Origin of the sequence: Bradyrhizobium sp. CCBAU 51753, from assembly GCF_015291565.1 — a bacterium.
Taxonomy (GTDB): domain Bacteria; phylum Pseudomonadota; class Alphaproteobacteria; order Rhizobiales; family Xanthobacteraceae; genus Bradyrhizobium; species Bradyrhizobium ivorense.
Genome location: NZ_CP030037.1, coordinates 1,141,290 through 1,159,859 on the forward strand (window position 1 = coordinate 1,141,290; position 18,570 = coordinate 1,159,859).

The following is an 18,570-nucleotide window of genomic DNA, read 5'->3' on the forward strand; positions in this document are numbered from 1 at the left end:
AAAGTGAAGTAATTCACACTGCAACTAAAGGATGAGGTGTAGGATCGGAGCTCCTCTGGGAGTGACGTCCATGCGCTATGTCCTGCTCGCCGCCCTCGCGCTGCTCGCCGGCTCCGATCGGGCTTTTGCTTGGGGCGACGAAGGCCACCAGATCGTTTGCGAGATCGCCTATCGGCTCGCCCAGCCCGACACCCGCGCGGCGATCCGAAAGCTAATCCGGGCCGACACGGAATTCGACACCTTCTCACAATCTTGCGTGTACCCCGATCATCCGCGCAAGCGCGCACCCGAGCACTTCATCAATTTTAAAAGAAATGGCAAGGCTTTAGAGGCGGACGAGTGCCCCACGGCGGATTCGTGCGTCCTGACCGCCATCCTCAACGATGCAAAGCTTGTTACGGCCAGCGCGACCAAGAAGGCCGACCGCTTGATCGCGCTCAAATTCCTCGGCCACTGGGTCGGGGACATTCATCAGCCGCTCCATGTCTCGTTTGAAGACGATCGCGGCGGCAATAACATTCACGTTGCCGGCGAATGCTCCGGAAACCTGCACGCCACCTGGGACACGTGCTTGGTCCGGCATGCGGTGGGGCCCGACGCCCAGGACGCCGCGACCGACCTGATTGAGGGGATTACGCCCGAACTGATCACAAAATGGAGCGCATCAAGTCCGCGAGATTGGGCCAACGAGTCCTTTGCGATTTCGGAAAGCGTGACGACCGGCTATTGCGTCATGCATGGAGAGTCTTGCGACAAGCCGAGCGGCAACGTCGACGTGACCACCGGTTATCTCAATGCAAATGAGCCCATCGTAAGGGAGCAACTGCAAAAGGCTGGCGTGCGGCTTGCCCGTCTGCTCGACCAAGCGTTTGCTGACTGAGTAGTTGAGCGCTGCCGGACGGATCGAGCGCCTCAAGCCGCGGCGGCGTCGCTCTCGCTGATCTTCTGGAATTCAAACAGCAGCTCCTGATAGTGCTTTGCCAAATACCCGACGACCTTGGCATTGCGCAGAAGCTTTGAGATGAAGCCGTTCGCCAGCACCAGATCCAGGTGATCCGCGCCATACGTCTGTTCGGCCACCTTGAATTCGCGGGCGAGCGAGGCTGATTCTCGCTCCATGAGGGCCAGTTGCTCATCCGATAAGCCCCTGGGTTGACGTGGCTTGTAGCTAGGTGCGAGTTGCGTCTTCGGCGTCGCTGCCACCAGCGAGCGGACGTAAGAATTTGAGAAGTTGTTCATTGCCACCATCAACTCGGCCGCCTCGATCTGGCGGATGGCGCCCAATTTGCGCAGCTCGCAAAAGGTATTGAGCGCAATATGCTTCTCTTTCAAGAGTTCAGCGGCCTCGCTGCAGATCCCATCGAGCAACCTTCGTCGACGGCGGATACTCGCCACATCCACATTGAGCGACTTTGCGATCCGCTCCTCCGGCACCCCGTTCTCGACCGCCTTCAGGATCATTTTATGTTCTTGAATGATCGCGATCCGGTTGACACGCTTGTTGTACGTGAAGGCTTCATCATCGGTCGAGACAAGGCAGGCAACCTCGGTGGCGGCCTGATCTCGCAGTGCTTCAAGCCGTAAATGTCCATCGAGCAGCAAGAACTTGCCAATCTCTTCGCGGCTCCGCGCTACCACTGGTGGCTCGACGAGCCCGATCTCGGCAATCGAGGCCAGGATCTGCTTATACTTCGCCGAGCGCTTGATCTCGTCGGAGATATATTTGAGTGGCTGGATATCGGAGAGCCGCAGCAGGATCGTCCGCTCTTCAAACCCCATGCGCACTGCGATGTGGACGCGGCGTGGCATGATCCGTCCCCTCGACGCTCATCGCTAGGCTTCGCCCTGCAGGCGAAGCGCCAGGTTCTTTGGCAGAGTGTCGAGCTTTTCGGCTTCGAGCACGGCGACAAACTCAGGCTCCGCCAGCAGTTTGCGTAACGCCTCTAAGATGAAAAGGAGCCGAGCTTTTGTACCATTGGATTTTCGGATCAGCACCCGCTTACGATCGACATCCGCGCGATAAGCGCGAAGCAGCGCATTCGAACTAATCGGAGCACCATCAACCCGACGAGAACCGCTTTTGTACCCCTTTCCTCGTCGGCGTCTTTGCTCGATCAGCTTCTTGGCGGCCATGAGCCGTTGCCCGCGCAGTAGCTTCTCTTCGTATGCCTGCTGCAAGACCGACTGAACTTCGGCGTCCTCGGCCTGCGAGATCAGGACGGCGACAGTGACGGGGATCTGTCCGGCCTCCACCGCGCGCAAGAGCCGATGTTCGCCCTTTTCCAAGAGGCTCGTGACGCCCTTGACGTATTCGATCGTAAGTCCAGTTTTGCGCGCGATTTCGTCGTAATCATATCCGCGGGTTCTGAGACCCTCGATATCGTGCAACAGGTCGATGGTACGGTGCTGTCTCCGGGCGCAGTTCTCGACCAGGCTCATGATTGCGCTGTCTTCACTACTCGCGTCGACCACAACGGCTGGAATTTCGCGCTGGCCCAACGTCTGGTAGGCCTCTAATCGTCCCTGGCCGCAGACGAGGTTGTAGCGCGGTTCGCCGTCCGATTTCTTCCTCCGAACTGTGATCGGCCGCTTTAATCCGAGTTCGGCGACGCTGGTGACGATTTCCCTGAATATGCGCCGATTCCGGGCGCGAGGGTTGACTACGTCGATCGCACTTACCGGTATGATCTCAACAATCTGCGCCGATCCCATGGTGGACCTCCATCAGTTGTGAGCGAGCGGCGAGTTCAAACAGGGCTTCGAGCTGATCGAATCGATAGGCGTCGAGGCCGATGCCGTTATGTTCGGCAAGCCGCAGTCGTGTTGCTTCCATGTCAAAGCGCGGGAGCAAGTAGTAGTCGAGAATGCCGCTATTGGTGTGATTCATCCGTATTGCGACGGTGACGTCCGGCCGGAGACCCATGTCGAAGCGGACGTGCCAGCGATGGTTGCCAGCCGATGTGTCTTGGGAGCGGACCAAGCATAGCGAAGCGGTGAACTCTTCATTCACCGACAGGAGATCGGTCGCGGTGTCTTGCTGGACCGTGCCTCCGATCTCCTCGATGCCGCGAATAGCTCTGGCGATCAGCTCTGGATACATCTTCCGGAGCGCCCGGTTGATCTCGATATAGCGATAATCTCGATCGGGAGTGAAGCCGATTAATTCATAGGCTCGGATCAGGCTACCGAACCGGGCCCGGTAAGCACTGCTGGAGGGGCCGAGTTCCAGTTCGTCGATGATGATGCCAGAAAGATAACCGTGCTTATCAAGCAGCCCACGAAGTAGATCGAGGAGCTCTTCATCCGAATAGCTCTTTGAGCGCGCTATAATGATCTCCTGTGCAGCTCGAAAGGTCTCATCGTCGACGATCGCCTCGAATGCCTTGTCGTGCCGGACCCAGCGCTCTGGCGGATTATGGACACGGGGTCCCTTCAGCTTACAGGAACAACGATTCCAAACGTTGTTCCCTACATATTTTTCATTGATGAGGATTTGGTGCACGGTAGCGCGGGTCCAGGGACGATCGAGGTCGGTAAGGGTGCCTTTCTCATTGAGAAGAGTTGCAATGTCGCATTCGCTCTTGGAGCGATGAACGAAGCAATCGTAGATAAACCGGATGGTTTCGATTTCCTCGCCTGGACCAGGAATTAGGACAATGCGGTCCGTTTGAATGCTCTTATGCTCGCCTCTGACCAATTCAGCTTTGGCGGCGCCGCTTTGATCGATTAGTTGCCGCCTCAAGCCATAGCCGGCTGGTCCGCCCTGGCGGTAGCCCAATTCGATCAACCTGCGTTGGCCAGCAAATACTTTCACCGACAGTTCGCGGCTGTATTCCCCGGCCATAGCTCGCTTGACGCCTTTGACGATGGTGGACACCGGACTTCCGTCGTTTTCGAACTGCTCAGCGCAATATCGAACCGATATCCCTGCTCGCTTGCAGATGTATTCATAATATGCGCTCTCATCTGCATCTTGAAATCGGCCCCATCGGCTGACGTCATAGACGAGGATAGTAGAATAGATAGCGCTACCACTTTGAACGTCCTCGATCAGTTCTTTGAGTGAATCTCGATCATCTAGCGTCAAGCCGGACTTGCCGCTATCAAGATATGTTTTCTCGACCTTGAAGCCGTGACGCCCAGCATATTCGCGGATTGCCTGTGATTGATTGGCGGTCGAATACTGCTGATGGTCAGTCGACATCCGCACGTATTCCGCCGCTATCGGACGTCCATCGACGCTTGTTGTAGATTTAGGTGAGATTGGAAGATCGAGTGTGGTCATGACTGCCCCACTAACGTCAAGAAGCGATGATGAGGTGCCCAGAAGCAGACTATAAGCGTCCCGAGTGGAAAAATGCTTCCTAAAGCGGGTAGATCTCTTCCAGCCGATGATGCTTTCGAGGCTGACTACGCATTGCTAATTGCAGCGGTTCTTCGCACCGAGTTGGGCGACACTCATCAAGCGCTCAAGCTGCTCATTCGGTGGACTGGTGCTAGCGAGAGAACCGCTAAAAACTGGTTGGCCGGGGTGAATGGTCCCAGCGGAGAGCATCTATTAAGGCTCATGAGACACTCCGATGGAGTGTTCGAATGTGTTCTGAAGGCGTCAGGACGCCGGCCAATTGTATCCGACCGAAAGCTCGCGCGAGTCCGAGATAGTCTTAGCGAAACCGCGGCACTGTTGTCTGACTTGATCGAGCCAGCTGATACCAAACACTAGGTGTCTGCTTATTCAGCCGCAAGTACTAGGTCCAATTACTGACCATGGTAGGTTGTTCTCGAGGGCCTAGGATCTTCGGCAAGCGGTTTCCACGAGACCGCTCACTTCATTGACGCCCCGGAATGTCAACTTCCCGACCGGCGACACACGGGCTGCGCACCCTCATATGTGCAACGCGTGCCTGGCGGCGAGCCGCAGATTTTCGTCAGACTGGCATGTGATACGCACTGACCAAATGGACCGCGCCAACCCGCGCCGCCTTTGCAGCCACATCCATGGCAGCGACATGCGGTATCTGCTTCGGACCTTAGCCCAGCTAGCGGAGAGTGAGGCACGACACGCCAACCCCACACGACAAGCGCGAGCGCGACTATGGCTCCTAGTAAGGCGAAGCGTTTCATGAAATCAGGTAGGCATTTTCTTCCCTGCCTGTCCTGTTGCTTTGGGCCAAAAATCTGTTCGTTAGTGCCACTTGTGCATCGTTCAGGCCGTCCGTTGGTCGTGGCCTCATAAGGCGACCGGCGAGATGTGAGGTGGAAGAAGAGCCAAGAAGTGAGCATGGGTCCGGCGAGCCGTATCGTAGGCGGCTTCGGTTCGAAGCCGCGCCTATTCGGGGAAGGGTCATGTGAGTTGCGTCCGTTGACCTGGCGTATCTCGATTTTCGAGACTTCGGCGTAGCAATACTAAAGCGACGCCGCTCAGGCGCTTACCGGCGTTTTTTGATGTCGACTGTTCTGTCATTGTTGGAAATCGAAACGACACTTCTAAGCTTTTCGCCCCTAACGCTTTTTCTAGGCGCAGGGTATTGATCAGCGTTCGAGCCGGGACCAGTCTGATCCAACCTGCCGGTTGCGTGCGATGGACCGGCGTGCGGCCACGGAGGATTTTCGATGCCCCTTGTCTCAACTGAAGATCGCGGAGCGGTTCGCATCATCACTTATACTAATGCTCCGTTCGGGACCATGACGGCTGCGGGCGCGGCAGAGATGTTTGATACCGTCTTGGCTGCAGGCAAGGCGCCGTCGGTGCGGGTGATTGTTATCACAGGTGGATTGCCCGGCATCTTCATCCGTCACTACGAGGTTCAGGAACTCTCGGATGCCGCAGACGCGATTGAACGCGGGCTGCCGCGCGCGTCGTCGCCATCCGGTAGTGCCCGACCGCCAGGTTTCCACGCACTCACGGACTTGATTGCAGCGCTCGAGAAGCCGGTTGTCGCGGCGATTAATGGTTTGTGCATGGGGGGAGGTTTTGAGCTTTCGCTGGCATGCGACCTGCGTATTGCCGGAGATGCCGTCACTGCTATCGGCCTTCCCGAGACGCGTATTGGCATCTTTCCTGGCGGCGGCGGTACGCAGCGCTTGCCCAGGGTCGTTGGGGAAGCCAGGGCGCTCGAGATGATCTTACGAGGCTTGACCGTGACGGGAGCGCGGGCCCACGAAATCGGGCTGGTCCATGAGGTCGCCGCCGACCCCCTCGGGCGGGCCCTGGCGATCGCCGCCGAACTATCGAGCCGGGGGGCTGAGGGGCTAGCAGCCGCCAAGCGCCTCACCCGGGCGGCCCTCGACCGTCCCCTCGCTGAAGGCTTGGCAGACGAGCGCAAGAGCTTCGGCGCCGTGATGAGGACCGCCTCGGCCCGTAAAGGCTTGCAGACCGGCCGCCCCCCCGCCGAAATCCAGAAGCTCTGAAGAGGTCATCTACTTCCTCCCAGGCGCGGAGCCGGAATCAGGGGCCAATTTTCGTGATCCAGGGTACACGGAGAGCGTTGCTATCCCCTAGCGAGAGCACCTCAGCCGCAGCAGAAGAGCAAATTTTTTTCTAGATTCTCTCCCTCCACCGCTCGGCCCCGCCACTCCGTACCTCGAAACGGAGATGGGTCAAACAAGCCCCCGATACAAACCCTATCCCCGCAACCAAGACAAGATGCTGATTTAACAGCAGTAATTTGAAAGGCCGCTCCGATAGGAGCCTTTTCTTCTGAGAGTCGTCACCGAGTCGCCACCGGAAGAACATCGAGTTCTCAAGCGGCGTCACTGCGCACACCGAAGGTAGACTTTGGGGCTGCTAGTCTACTAACTCCTCAATGGCGCGCGAGAAGTAAGTCGGCGCTACGATTGCTCATGAGACGAGTGGCAGATTTGCGTCGCGGCTGTGAGTCCCGCATAAATTGCAGTATGAACGATTTCGCTTTCATCCCGAGGACAAAGCCCGGTCGCGCTGATTGATAGTCGGCTTGTTGCTTGCGGATGGCTGAACCAGTCCAAGGCCGAGATGAACCTTGGCGCCGGGTTGGGCGGTGCGCGAGTTCCAGACGGTTTCCGGGCCCGTCGATTATGGCTTGTTCGTGGGTAGTAAGCTCTGCGGCGTGATCGAAGCTAAACCGGAGGGCACCACGCTATCAGGATATTCCGAGCAGGCGGCTCACTTTGCTTCTTCACCGCTCACAAGCTAATCTGCTCTTCCCATGTTCGGCAGGCAGGGCGGATTGCGCCGGCTATCTCGGCGCCCCGTGTTGGTTGTTGATTGTGACTACCAGCCAAACGGTAGGTGATGGCAGATTCCGGAGAAACTGCGAGAATCCTGTCTCGCATCACGGATCAGGGATTTTTTGAGCGGCTGGCGACTGCGATTTTGCGCGAAGCCAACCCCCTGTATGCCTCGTTGGCGCACCCCGGCGTGAACGCCGACGGTAAAACCATAAAGGGCCCTCTGGACGGCATCACCTTCGTGACTGATGCAAATCCTTCCCACATGGTCTGCGCACACCATACAACCGGTTCGCGCGACGATTTGCATCGGAAGTGGTTGCTGAACACGACTAAAGCGGTCGGGGACATCGTGAAGACGGCCGCCATCGTTTCAGCCGAACGCCAGCGCGTCCCTTCGCTCCGAGCAACGCTCGCCCTTACGACCAACGAAGAGCCCCATGAAAATGTCGTGCGGGATGTCAACGCCGCTGCGTTGGCCTACGGAATCGCTATCGACCTTTGGTCGCGCTCACGGCTTGCTCATTTTCTTGACCATCATCCACAGGGCCAATGGCTTCGAAGGAAATTCCTTGAGGTCGAGCAGGAGCGGCTATCACGCGAGCTCCTGCGAGAACTCTCCCTCGCCAGCATCGAGCTTCATCGCCCGCCCGATTCGTCGGCCGCCTGGATTGAGCGCGGCCTCGACTACGCGATCAGAACATCAACACAGCGCGACGTTTGCTTCGTCGTCGCGGAGTCTGGGCTTGGAAAGTCGGTAGCATGTCACAAGCGGTTAGCAGCACATATAGAATCCGGCGGCTTTGGCCTTGTCCTCCCGCACGAGATGGTCGCCAGTGCACCAAACCTTGATCAGGCGATCGAAGGCGCGTTGCGTCGCCTTTATCCGCCGCTGTCATCGGGCTGTGGTGTTCAAGTGCACGAATTCAGCACACCTCAGGCTCCGTTGCTGTTTCTCGTGGAGGACATCAACCGCTCGGGTCAGGCGCCTCTCCTCGTGGAGAAGCTGGCTCGCTGGAGCCAGGTTCACGAAAAACAGAGTGCCTCCACATCTAATTGGCGGCTTCTATGCCCGGTGTGGCCCCGCGTACTGGCTACGCTCGATGACCAAACGCGCAAACGAGTTGATGCGCTGACCATAGCTGGCTCTAATTTCAGCAGCCACGAAGGGCGAGACGCGGTTCAGCGCCGAGCCGCAATGAGGGGAGTGTCCATTAGTGCGATAGATGCCGACGCCATTTCCACGGCGCTTGGCCATGATCCCCTTCTAATCGCGCTCAACGATGAGCATGACAAGCCCGATGCGCAACAAGTCATCAATGACTTCATCGATTCCGCTGTTTCGCGTGTTGCGATCATGCGCTCGGATTACACCTTAACTGACTATTGCAGTGCAATCCATGCCCTCGCATGTGAGATGCTCGTTCGGCGTCAGATCGATCCATCATGGAGCAGCGTGGCGGAATGGATCGGGAGAGGTTCAGAGTCATTGGCAATGCTGCGTCACCTGGTTCATGACGGACAAATCCTGCGGCTCGTTGGGCCCGCAGCAGATCAACAGCTTGACTTTCGCCATGACCGCGTGCGCGACCAACTGCTGACCGCGGCGATGGTCGATGTTGTTAAACAGGCTGATCTAGACGAAGGGGTACTATCTGACCCATATTTTGCCGAGATCATCGGTGGGGCGTTGGTTCACGAATCGATTGAACTCCGATGGATCGAAAAAACCGCCGAGTTAAACCCACTCGCGTTGTTTCACACTTTCCGCCTGCTCGGCACGCAAATCAGTCCGCGTCGAGCGGCAGTGCTCACGGCGATCAACCGGTGGCTCGACGCGGCAACGACCCGTACGATGGCTAACCAGTACCTGCGTTGGCATGCCTTGGCGGCTCTTTCTGAAATTGAAGCTCCGGAAATTTGCGCGTTGGTACAGCGCTTCGACGAACGGCACATCTGGTCCGCGTTACGCGCGCGATTTCGCAATGGCGACATCTCGGCGGGCGTGGCACTTTGTTATTCGGTTGGGCCAAGTACGATGGATTCATGGCGCGACCAGCAGATTGAGCATGCCAAGGCCCGCTTCGGGAACAGTCTCGTTGAGGCGCTGGATGAGATGCTTCGGCAGATCGCCCTCAATCCCAAACAGCGAGTAGGCTCGCTGCGTCTCGCAGGGCATCTCGCCGATAACCGGTTGGCCGTGCCCATTGAGGCAAGCTGGGCTTTAGATCCGGACCGCCAAACTAACCTCGATGAGTATCTCTGGGCTGCGGCGCAATGCTGTGAGGATGATCCCGAACGGTTCCTCGCGCCGGTGTGCGACGCGTGGGCTGCGCTTCCGGACAAATCAGATAAGGAAGAGCACGCTAAGGCCCGCGATCAACTTGCCGTTTACGTACGATGGGGGTTTAATATCCATCCTCCTCTCGGTGCCCTTGGCTACTTCATCGAGCGCGCGGCCTCGGAGCACCTACGTTGGCCCATCACATTTATGCTCCATGGAATCGACCATCCGGAGGTCCAAGTGTTCATTGCTCAAGAACTCGCGGCCATCGATCGCAGGCTAGAAGGCACGAAAGGTCTTAGTACGCTCGCCCTTTCGGTAACCCGTGAATGGGACCGACGCCAGGGAAACAATCGCGGCATGTCGAGCGAGTCACGCCACGGGTTATTAAACCTTTGGCAAAGCCAACTCGCTGACCGGCACCTACGGTCGGCGGCGTTTACGATTTGGGCGGCGACGGAAGCAACAGGCGATCTTGATATCCTACGCCAGGTTGAGCCTTCAGACCCGTTATGGGATGCGGCCCTGCGGCAGCGAATTGTACGAGGCGATCAGAACGCAATCCCAATGCTCCTTAATAATATTCAAGCCCGGCCAAAGGAGCATTGGTGGTTTCTGGGCCGCCATGTCTGGTCCGAGGACATGACCTCAGCCTTGGAAAAGGAATTCGTAAGTCGGTCTGCCGGGGAACCACGGGACTGGGGCCGGCTTTTAGATCGTGATTGGATCCTCTCCGAGTTGTTGATGGAACGGCCTATCGAAATTGCCGAACCGATCCTTCGCAGGCATTGGGACCACTTGCGCCTTTCTCCGTATTACGTGCAAGCCGCCCTCTATTTTGCTTCGCCGGCGTTGTGTCGTCTCGCAAAGGAGGCGATAGCTGGCGCTCCCGAGCCCGCAAAGATGCTTGAGCACATCGATCACCATTTGGGCATCAAGGTGACCGGTCGCACAGGCATCACCCGAAGGGAACAGTTCGAGGCCATCGTGCCTTACCTCCACTTTCTGGAAAAGCTACCGATTCTACATCTTTGGGAAGTGTGCAACGAACGTGGATGGTTCGATCTTCGTAGGCAATACCTCGATGGGCTGGTCACTGATGGAAGAGATGCCGAATACCTCCATCGGGCGAATACGTTCGCCGCGCTCGATCGCATGGCTAGTGAGGGGCATCGTTGGATCGATCTGTGGCTGGCCGGCTTCCTTGAGACTGGTATTTCTCATGAAGCCGTATTCAACCTGCTCACCGAATGGCTTTCGTCACGAAAATCAATCTCGGCTCTGGTAATCGTTGCCAACGCGCTCATTCAAATCGGCCGACGGTCGGATCTACCGATCTTGTCAGCCGAGAGGATAGAGGCCGAGGAAGTGCAAGCAATCGTTGCGGACACAACCTTCGCAGTGCGGCGAAAAACCCTTCACTAGCTGCCGTTCGGACGAGTTTCGAGGGCACCGAGTTCGGTCGATATGCATTGATCTGTCTCTCCAGGTTGGCGACAGCGTGCTGATCTCACGTCGCGCGGCGTCTGGGAGGCGATCTGTTAGCCCGAGAATGAGTCTCGTCTACACCGCCTTTTTCGTTAAGGACGATCCAGAAGTGCCGCTGAGCGTCAATCGGCTCAAGTTTGAGCGCGATGCCTCCCTCTCTTCTTTGATAGCATCGAGAATCTTGCGCTCGATTCACGTCGCCTGCCAGCCCCGCGTTGTTTCTTCGATCCGATGATCCGGCCCATCGATCGGTTGGCAGAGACCGGCAAACTCACGAAGCTATCATCGGCGCTGGGGTGATATCTGGACAGCCCGCGATCTGCGAACGGGACGGGCAATGACAAGACATAAATCCCTCCTTCGAGTGCCTGATCCCTGATCCTGCAGTCAGTCAAGATCAGCAGTCCCTCCATGTCCGCTATTGGTTGGAGCATACCTAGCTCAGAGGCCCACAAACGGCCAAAAGCGCGACAAGTACTAGTATCGCGCCAGGAAGGCGTTCTACCTTTGCACGTTGCTCCAATTCATTCCGCGATCTCGCTTGATGGCTTTGGTTTCGGCGCAGTGTGGAACAGCTTACTCGCTCGGCAGTGTCGACGCGGTCTCTGAGGTAGGCTTATCACCCGGCTGCTTCAGCAGCTCAAATTCATCGTCGCTGATGTCCGTTTGACCGACCAGGACGCTGCAGCGGAGACGCTTGACCAGGTAACTGCCGACGGACCCGAACCACCATCGGGCCAGGTGCCCTTGCGGGCGATGACCAACGACGACGAGTTGCGCTCCTATTTCCTCAGCGACATCTGCAATCGTATGCCCGGGATCTCCCGTTTCCAATCTTGCGGTAGGTGAAAAACCCAACGCTTTGAGACGCTCCACGCCCTCCGCAAGGATGGCTCTGTAATTTGCCGTTTGTTCGTCGATCGGAATGGTAAGCCCAGCATCAGGGGTCACGATGGAAGGTAGCTCTACAACAGCTAGCAAGAAAACCTCGGCTCGGCAGAGCTGCGCGAGCTTGGCTCCCTCTCGCAATGCCCGCCGTCCTTCGATTGAACCGTCATAAGCGAGAAGAACCTTCCTATACATGAGGCGCTCCCATCGATTGCCGCGAAGATCAGCCGGTGAAGACTAACATTAATCGACTAGGACGGATCACAATATTGACCGGGCTGCGTGGCGACAATCCCGGGCAAGAAGCGCGTGGAGGGGGGCCCCCCGTAGGGTTACACCTTGGCCGCCGTGCTTGGCCAACTTATGAAACGGCGCGACCGCCCCGCACGTAGCCTCGAACCTGCTCCTTGTAACCGCCCCGCGTGAAGTCGCGCACGCGCACCGCCGTCCAGCCAAGTTCGCTCATCAGCTTTGCAAGGTGCCGGTATGCGCCGGCGGCACGTTCGCGCTGAGGGACCTCCAGGAGGTCGAGCAGCGTCTGGGTGCTGATGCGTTCTAGCCCGTCGAAGCCGACCTTCCCGCGCACGCGCTCCAGTCGCAGACGCCACGGATCTACGGGTTGCGCTGCATCGGCGGCGGCGGCCTTCATGCGTTCGATGAATGACACGCTTTCACTCCATAGCTCACCAGGTGCAGAAGTCGTCAGCGGTAGAGCGAACGGCCTGGGGTGTAAGCGGACGAAAATCGCTCGGAGCCATGCTCAAAGCCTTCGCCCGTGAAGCCTGTGATGCCCGCACTGCCCATTTCCTGGTGTCGATATTGGCGGCGCGCACCGGAAGAAGAGCGATAGGCTCCCACGCGCCGGCGTCGACCTCCACGCTGTCCAGTAGGTAAAGCAGTCTGCTGACATACTGGACGGCCACTCGGCGGCTGCTCAGCACGGATCGCAGTGCTTCAAGGCCCGCTTCAGTCATACCTTGCCAGTAGACTATCTCCTTGCCGTTATTCGTGATGAAGTAGTTGTAGCTCCATCGCCCGCTGGCCTTGAACCCGGGCACTTTTTGGTCCAGCTCGTGCAGAAGAACCGGTCCGCCGGTGCGCTCAACCAGATCGACGATGGCGTCGGCGATCCGGGTTACCTTCCTGGCTAATCGATCGTTGAGCACGCGCGGCCATGTGATCGTGGCGGCGTATGCCTTCGGGTTTGAGATTTTGCGTTCCATGACCGGAGGCCCCCATTTCGCTTCCCGTTGCAGCTGAAGGTTAAAAAGGGGAGGCGTTTCGATTTCGTTGTCGTTGGTGAGAGCCGGACCGCTATCGGAGGCAATTGAGCAAGCGTGTGTCCTACGCCGTTACGGGATAATTAGCTGATGGCGTTAACGCATTTGACGGCAAATCGAGACAGCGGTGCGCTTGTCCATCCCTATGGGAGCACGCGGCCTCCTAAACTCGACGAAACCTGCACCGAATAAGTCACTGAGAATCAAGACCAAGAGCAGGTAGAGCAGGAAGAGCAGGTTGAAAGCAACTCTGTTCTGAAAACGAGGGTGGAGAAGATCCACTATTCCATCCCCCTGCCGTGCAACGTAGTCGCGCCCTAGCCCTGCTCATCTTGCACGAGTTGCACTTTGACAGAAAAAACGAGACGTTAGACGTACCGACCATACGTTGGCGGTTGCTCACCACGGGACGTCAGCTGCCATCGTCCTCGTCCGTGCCGACGACGTTGGCTCCCAGTAGCTTGTTGAAGCCTTCGATCAGTTCGTCCCGCGGAGGTAGGCAAACAAATCGTTTGCCGCCCGATGCGCGGAAGAGTTTTCGTCCAGGGAACGTTGCTGGGTTTAAGAGACGCTTGATGCTGCTCCAGAAAGCCTCTGCGCCGGTGAACTCGCCGGCTTCACGTACGTGCGATGTTTTTACCCACAGGCGATAGCCTGCAAGCGCTTGCGCCTTAGGCCAATCGAGCACCGATGATGTCGTGGTATCCTTAATCCACGCCGAGATTGTTTGGTCGAGCCAGGTATCGGCCGCGTCTGAAGGGCCGACGTCGTACAGCAGGTTGTGGCATGCCGAGCTACTCTGGTCGGCGAGCGCGACTTCGAGCAACCATTGGAGGGGTGGCTCCAGTCCAAGCAGCTTCTGCCGTGCAAGGTCACGTCTACCCGCGGCCCGGGCGTCTCGCTCAGGCTTGAAGTGTGTGATGTCGCGCGTGAGAATGTGGTGCATGAAAGCGGCGAGCGTCGCCTCGTCCCGGCCTTTGATGATCTCGACTAGTGGCGCGAAGTAGGCGTCATCGCCGCGCTTTTCATCCGGTACGTCGCACACGACAAACCGTCTTTCGTCGTCGGTGGCGTCGACAACCTTGTCGTGGTTCGACGCCATAATTAGGCGGTGCATCGACTTCATACTGATACGCTGTCCAAACTTCTGTTCGAGTTCGATGTCTTCTCCCGTCAGAAGGTGCTTCAGTCGGTCATTTAGCTCATGATTGCCGGCGAAGAAGGCTTCCTCCGCTACGATCAACAGCTTATCTGCAAGGTGCCAGTTAAACTGGCCAAACAGTTGCTTCCCGTTCGCGGTTACCAGAGCATTTCTGGAGCCAATGCAGTTGATGATAAGCTGTGTTAGGATTGTTTTGCCGGTGCCCTTTTTACCCCTGAGCACCAGCGCAACGCCTGGTTTTTCCCAAGGTCGCTGCACCATGTGAGCACACCAATCGAGTATAAAATCAGCTTTCTTCTGGTCGCCGCCCGCGACAACAGTGCAGATGTGATTGTTGATCACAGACCAATCATCGGCGAGAGGCTGAACGCCCCATCCGCGCCAAAGGTTGTACGCTTTGTGCGGAACATGGTGACTGCCGGGCCAGTATCCGATCTGGCTGTATTCGCGTCGCGATGACGATGTCTTCCAAACCTGGCCTGCGGGAACAGCCTTCACTCCGACAGCCGCATTGCGACATGCAAAGAGATTGGTGAAGCCCTCACGCTTCAGCGCGACAACGTTTCCATCTGTCTCTTCACGGTAGATGTCTCCGTTGGAGGTAAGAACAAAGAAGCCAGCAGCGTTGATGCGCTTGATCGCCTCTTCTTCAGGAACAAGGGAAAACTCGAGCGGATCGACCCAGCACGGGGTAAGCGCTGGATCATCGGCTTCGTTAGGGGCGGTGGTCTGGTGCGGGAAGTCAACAAGGTGTAGGGGCGACTTGATCCTGCTTTGGTGAGGACACGCTTTGCAGTGCTCGCTGCCCGCATCTGCAATCGCGGCGCACGACGGATATCCAACCCCTCGATCACGACGGTCCGCTACTTTGCGTTCGTACTGCCCCTGTGTGTCAGCCTGAGTATAGGTTGCATGCCCTTTGGAAATCTCGTGCGCGATGGTATTACCGTTCTCCATGAAGACCGTGCAGAGGACCGATAAATTCCATTGTGGTTGGCCGTAGTCCCTGCCACCGGTGCGCAGTGCCTCTCGCAGCCATGGGCAACCGTCCTTGGCGAAGATTGGGCGGGGGTCTACGAGCCGCTCGCAGCCGGCCTGTAGTGCCGTGTCCGTGGCGTCGAGCATGCCGAACGCGGCGTCGGGCGCGTCGAATGTAGCGCCTCCACCCTCCTCGGTGGCAGGGACGAATATGCCGCGCTTTGCCGGTGGGGCCGCTGTTACCGTGGCGGTAACGGCAACGGCCTTCGTTAGTAACGCTAGGTCCCTGGTGAAGTTGTAAGCAGCCCCAGAGTGAAGTAGCTCAACCTTCCGCGGCGGATTGTATTTATGATTGAACGTATCCGGCACGCGAAGAATGCGTGCGATATCGGTGGTGAGCCCCGTGTCGCACTTCACGCACTCCCGGAGCAGGAGCGCCTTGAGGCCCTCTGCGTAGGGCCGCCACTCGTCAGGCGACAGGGGCGCGTCCGATACCCAATATACGTGCAGACCGCCGCCCGAGTTCACGGTCATGGATGGAAACGGCAGTCCTACCTTGCCACGAAACGCGTCGAGCGCGTCGAGAGCGTCCGACACGGTGTCGTAGTGCTTCGGGTCCCCGGATTTGACATCGCAGTCGATCCAGATCGCCTTCAGCGCCGTCGCGTTCATGGCCTTGCGTAGCGCCTTTGGCGCCTTGCCCGGGCGCGGGGTGACGTCGCGCTGCTGCGACATGCAGACCCAGACATTGAAAAAGTCGGCAGTGCTCTTCACCCAGCTGATGCAGTTGAGCACCTCGTCGACAGTCTTGAAGGGCCAGCCAACCACCCATGGCTTGCCGCCGTTCTTCGCGGGCTCGTTGTTCTTGGCGTTGACGTGCACATTGATCCAGTCGGTCGGACTATTGGTGTCCGCCGGCCAGACCAACACGCTTTCCAGGAAATTCCGAGCGTCACTCACGTGGCGCTCCTCGCTGGCGGTTTTACCGTAGCGGTAACTCCTGAGGCGTTAACCGAGGCAGGCGTGCCGAATTCTATGCACGCGTCGGGGCTGGCGATTACCGTGTGGTAATTCGCCCTGGATTTCGCCATACGCCTCCCGGATACGGTTCGCCCGGTCATTGCTCGTTCGCCTCGTTTGGGGGCGTCAGCAAGTCGCCAAGGCCGTATCGAACCAGGCGTCCAAATTTCACGAACGGCGGCCATTGGCCTTTCGAGCGCCTCACAGAGAGGGCCGGCTCGGTCAGGCGAGTGACGAGCGACGTTTCTGCTGGCGTGAGTAGAGCCTTCGAGGGAAGGCCATAGATCTCCTTAAGGGAGCGCGGAGCCAGCCTCGGGCGTTCTTTTTTTGCGCTCGCGCACTTAGAAGAGGGGTTGGAAGAGTTCGTGTCTGTCATCATGGAAATTACCTCCACGATGCTTAGAGCAAGATAAAAGGGCTTGCGCTTTCGTTAACGGGATTTCGGGAAGGGGTCGTTGCGTATCACTGCGCTGTTTTTCCGTGCGTCACTGGTGCCGGGAGCGACGTGACGTCGTTTCCGTGTCTTCCTTTCGTGCCTGACGAAGAGCGATTTTGGCTACCGCCTTCAGGCTCTGCATCGATGCCGGTCTCGCCGTCATCTCCTTGGGCCGGTCGTCTCCGATCCGCTGGCCTTCAGAACCCCGGGGGAGGAGGACTGCTCGGAGTTTTTCGGGTCGGCAACAGGACGCCCGCGGCCACTCCGCGTTTGCTTACGTTCATCGGCTGCCATGCCAACGAAATCTCGTTGACAAGCTCTTGGATAACTTCCGATCGTCCGCCAAGCCATGGCGTTCTGGGATGTTTGCGGTACGCCTTCGCAAATCCTCGCTTGCGCTTTCGTTAACGGGATTTCGGGAAGGGGTCGTTGCGTATCACTGCGCTGTTTTTCCGTGCGTCACTGGTGCCGGGAGCGACGTGACGTCGTTTCCGTGTCTTCCTTTCGTGCCTGAACATCACGCGGGCTCGCTGTGGTGAGCGAAGTAACTGCATCACTGAGCGCCTGACGTGCGTCTTCGCCCGCCAAGCGCACGTAGGCTCGTGCAGAGGCGATGCTCCGATGTCCAAGTCCGGTCGCGATAACATGTGGGCTCGCGCCGGTTCTGGCCATAGCGGTGCCAACCGAGCGTCGGATGTCATGAATACGAAGATTTTTTATTTCAGCCCGACGCAGCACTCGCGCCCACGCCTTTGGCAGGCCCACCAGATGGCCAGCCCCGATAGCACTCGGGAACACCCATAGCTCGTTCGCCGCGCGCTCCAACTGCTGCTGAAGCAGCTTGACGGCCGGCTCCGTGAGCGGAATCGGGGTGGCCGTCTTGTTCTTCGCGACCTCTGCCGGTATCGTCCAGATGGCGGCTCCAAGATCGATATCCTCCCAGCGCATGCTGAGGACGCTCCCGCGGCGGGCTCCGGTGAACATCAACATTAGGAAGACGCTGACCCAGGGCTCTCGCTCCACCTCGATCGCCTTCATGAGGTTTTCGAGTTCATCGGATTTCAGAACGCGGGACCGCGATGTCTCCTGGAACCGGATCAGACCTCTCGCCGGATTGACGGCCAGCCGGTCTGATCGAACGGCAAAGTTTAGAAGGGCCGACAAAAATGCGGCAACGCGATTGGCAGCAATCGGGCGGTCGGCTCCAATTCGATCAATCAGCCCTTGGCAATCGCTGCGGGAAAGCTCTGCCAGGGCCTTCTTGCCAAGTGCCGGGCTCACCTCGGTCTCCCAGCGCTGTTTGTCTCGGCGCCAAGTGCGATTGCGCTGTTTCAAATGAGAGAGATAAGCGGGCCACAGATCGGACAGTCTGGTCTTTCGCGCGCGCGCGGCCTTCCGCAAAGCCACCGGATTGTCACCTTTGGCGATTTCTCCGGCGATCGTTCGCGCGGCTTGACGCGCGTCATCAAGTCTAAGACCGGGGTAGCGACCCAGCGTAATCCGCTGGGTTGTGCCGTTGATCTTTTTGACGACAACGAACGAGCGCCCACCAGTCGACGCAACACGGATGGCGAGTGAGGGCGTGACGGTGTCGTAAACGTAGGCCACGCTTACCCGTGGCTTTACGAGGTTCGCGATGCGCTGCTCCGTCAGCTTCAGGCGCGTGGTCGGAGTGCGTTTGGATGGTGACGGCGACCTGGTTAACGACAACGCGGTACTCATATGGGCAACTCGATTTTGCAACCCCATTGCAACCGGGAAAGCGAATGAATGAAAACTCTAGCAAATGAGTTGAAGAAAAATCGCAGCGCTTTCAAGTGTAGCA

Annotated in this window: 11 protein-coding genes; 3 read left to right on the plus strand and 8 right to left on the minus strand. The window is 58.0% G+C overall.

The features are described from left to right. The first annotated feature begins 70 nt into the window (after nt 1-70). Nucleotides 71-880 carry a S1/P1 nuclease gene (locus XH93_RS05180; RefSeq protein ID WP_194472690.1) on the plus strand — a complete coding sequence of 270 codons (810 nt, stop codon included), beginning with the start codon at nt 71-73 and terminating at the stop codon, nt 878-880. Nucleotides 881-912: 32 nt separating this feature from the next. Here XH93_RS05180 and XH93_RS05185 read toward each other — a convergent pair whose 3' ends face one another. Genes XH93_RS05185 through XH93_RS05195 form a run of 3 tightly spaced genes read right to left on the minus strand, consistent with a single transcriptional unit; the run spans nt 913 to nt 4,285 of the window. Continuing rightward, entirely contained in the window at nt 913-1,809 is an 897-nt protein-coding gene (locus XH93_RS05185) for a plasmid partitioning protein RepB C-terminal domain-containing protein (RefSeq protein WP_194472691.1), read from the minus strand. A 24-nt stretch (nt 1,810-1,833) separates the two neighbouring features. Next, nucleotides 1,834-2,712 carry a plasmid partitioning protein RepB C-terminal domain-containing protein gene (locus XH93_RS05190; protein WP_194472692.1) on the minus strand — a complete coding sequence of 293 codons (879 nt, stop codon included), beginning with the start codon at nt 2,710-2,712 and terminating at the stop codon, nt 1,834-1,836. Beyond that, nucleotides 2,690-4,285 (minus strand): recombinase family protein, encoded by a 1,596-nt coding sequence (locus XH93_RS05195; protein WP_246799486.1) that lies wholly within the window; start codon nt 4,283-4,285, stop codon nt 2,690-2,692. Before XH93_RS05195 ends, XH93_RS05190 begins: the two co-directional genes overlap by 23 nt. Nucleotides 4,286-5,613: 1,328 nt before the next feature. On the opposite strand from XH93_RS05195, the gene XH93_RS05200 reads away from it, so the two are divergent. Together XH93_RS05200 and XH93_RS05205 are read left to right on the plus strand one after the other, a co-directional pair. Further along, entirely contained in the window at nt 5,614-6,411 is a 798-nt protein-coding gene (locus XH93_RS05200) for an enoyl-CoA hydratase/isomerase family protein (protein WP_194472693.1), read from the plus strand. A gap of 862 nt (nt 6,412-7,273) precedes the next feature. After that, on the plus strand, nt 7,274-10,918 hold the full coding sequence (locus XH93_RS05205) for a hypothetical protein (RefSeq protein ID WP_194472694.1): 3,645 nt from the start codon (nt 7,274-7,276) through the stop codon (nt 10,916-10,918). A gap of 639 nt (nt 10,919-11,557) precedes the next feature. Here XH93_RS05205 and XH93_RS05210 read toward each other — a convergent pair. The 5 genes from XH93_RS05210 to XH93_RS05230 all read right to left on the minus strand — a co-directional run bounded on the left by XH93_RS05210 (nt 11,558) and on the right by XH93_RS05230 (nt 18,467). After that, nucleotides 11,558-12,064: a universal stress protein gene (locus tag XH93_RS05210; protein WP_194472695.1), complete on the minus strand. Its 507-nt coding sequence runs from the start codon at nt 12,062-12,064 to the stop codon at nt 11,558-11,560. Between the two features lie 166 nt (nt 12,065-12,230). Beyond that, on the minus strand, nt 12,231-12,536 hold the full coding sequence (locus XH93_RS05215) for a hypothetical protein (protein ID WP_194472696.1): 306 nt from the start codon (nt 12,534-12,536) through the stop codon (nt 12,231-12,233). 16 nt (nt 12,537-12,552) lie between these two features. Continuing rightward, on the minus strand, nt 12,553-13,092 hold the full coding sequence (locus XH93_RS05220; RefSeq protein ID WP_194472697.1) for a hypothetical protein: 540 nt from the start codon (nt 13,090-13,092) through the stop codon (nt 12,553-12,555). Nucleotides 13,093-13,561: 469 nt separating this feature from the next. Next, on the minus strand, nt 13,562-16,249 hold the full coding sequence (locus tag XH93_RS05225; RefSeq protein ID WP_194472698.1) for a DUF5906 domain-containing protein: 2,688 nt from the start codon (nt 16,247-16,249) through the stop codon (nt 13,562-13,564). Between the two features lie 955 nt (nt 16,250-17,204). After that, entirely contained in the window at nt 17,205-18,467 is a 1,263-nt protein-coding gene (locus XH93_RS05230; protein WP_194472699.1) for a tyrosine-type recombinase/integrase, read from the minus strand. Nucleotides 18,468-18,570: the final 103 nt, after the last annotated feature.

Bases quoted from the DNA above. Each gene is read 5' to 3' on its own strand.
- XH93_RS05180 (WP_194472690.1), top strand. From the start codon at position 71: ATGCGCTATGTCCTGCTCGCCGCCCTCGCGCTGCTCGCCGGCTCCGAT.
- XH93_RS05185 (WP_194472691.1), bottom strand. From the start codon at position 1,809: ATGCCACGCCGCGTCCACATCGCAGTGCGCATGGGGTTTGAAGAGCGG.
- XH93_RS05190 (WP_194472692.1), bottom strand. From the start codon at position 2,712: ATGGGATCGGCGCAGATTGTTGAGATCATACCGGTAAGTGCGATCGAC.
- XH93_RS05195 (WP_246799486.1), bottom strand. From the start codon at position 4,285: ATGACCACACTCGATCTTCCAATCTCACCTAAATCTACAACAAGCGTC.
- XH93_RS05200 (WP_194472693.1), top strand. From the start codon at position 5,614: ATGCCCCTTGTCTCAACTGAAGATCGCGGAGCGGTTCGCATCATCACT.
- XH93_RS05205 (WP_194472694.1), top strand. From the start codon at position 7,274: ATGGCAGATTCCGGAGAAACTGCGAGAATCCTGTCTCGCATCACGGAT.
- XH93_RS05210 (WP_194472695.1), bottom strand. From the start codon at position 12,064: ATGTATAGGAAGGTTCTTCTCGCTTATGACGGTTCAATCGAAGGACGG.
- XH93_RS05220 (WP_194472697.1), bottom strand. From the start codon at position 13,092: ATGGAACGCAAAATCTCAAACCCGAAGGCATACGCCGCCACGATCACA.
- XH93_RS05230 (WP_194472699.1), bottom strand. From the start codon at position 18,467: ATGAGTACCGCGTTGTCGTTAACCAGGTCGCCGTCACCATCCAAACGC.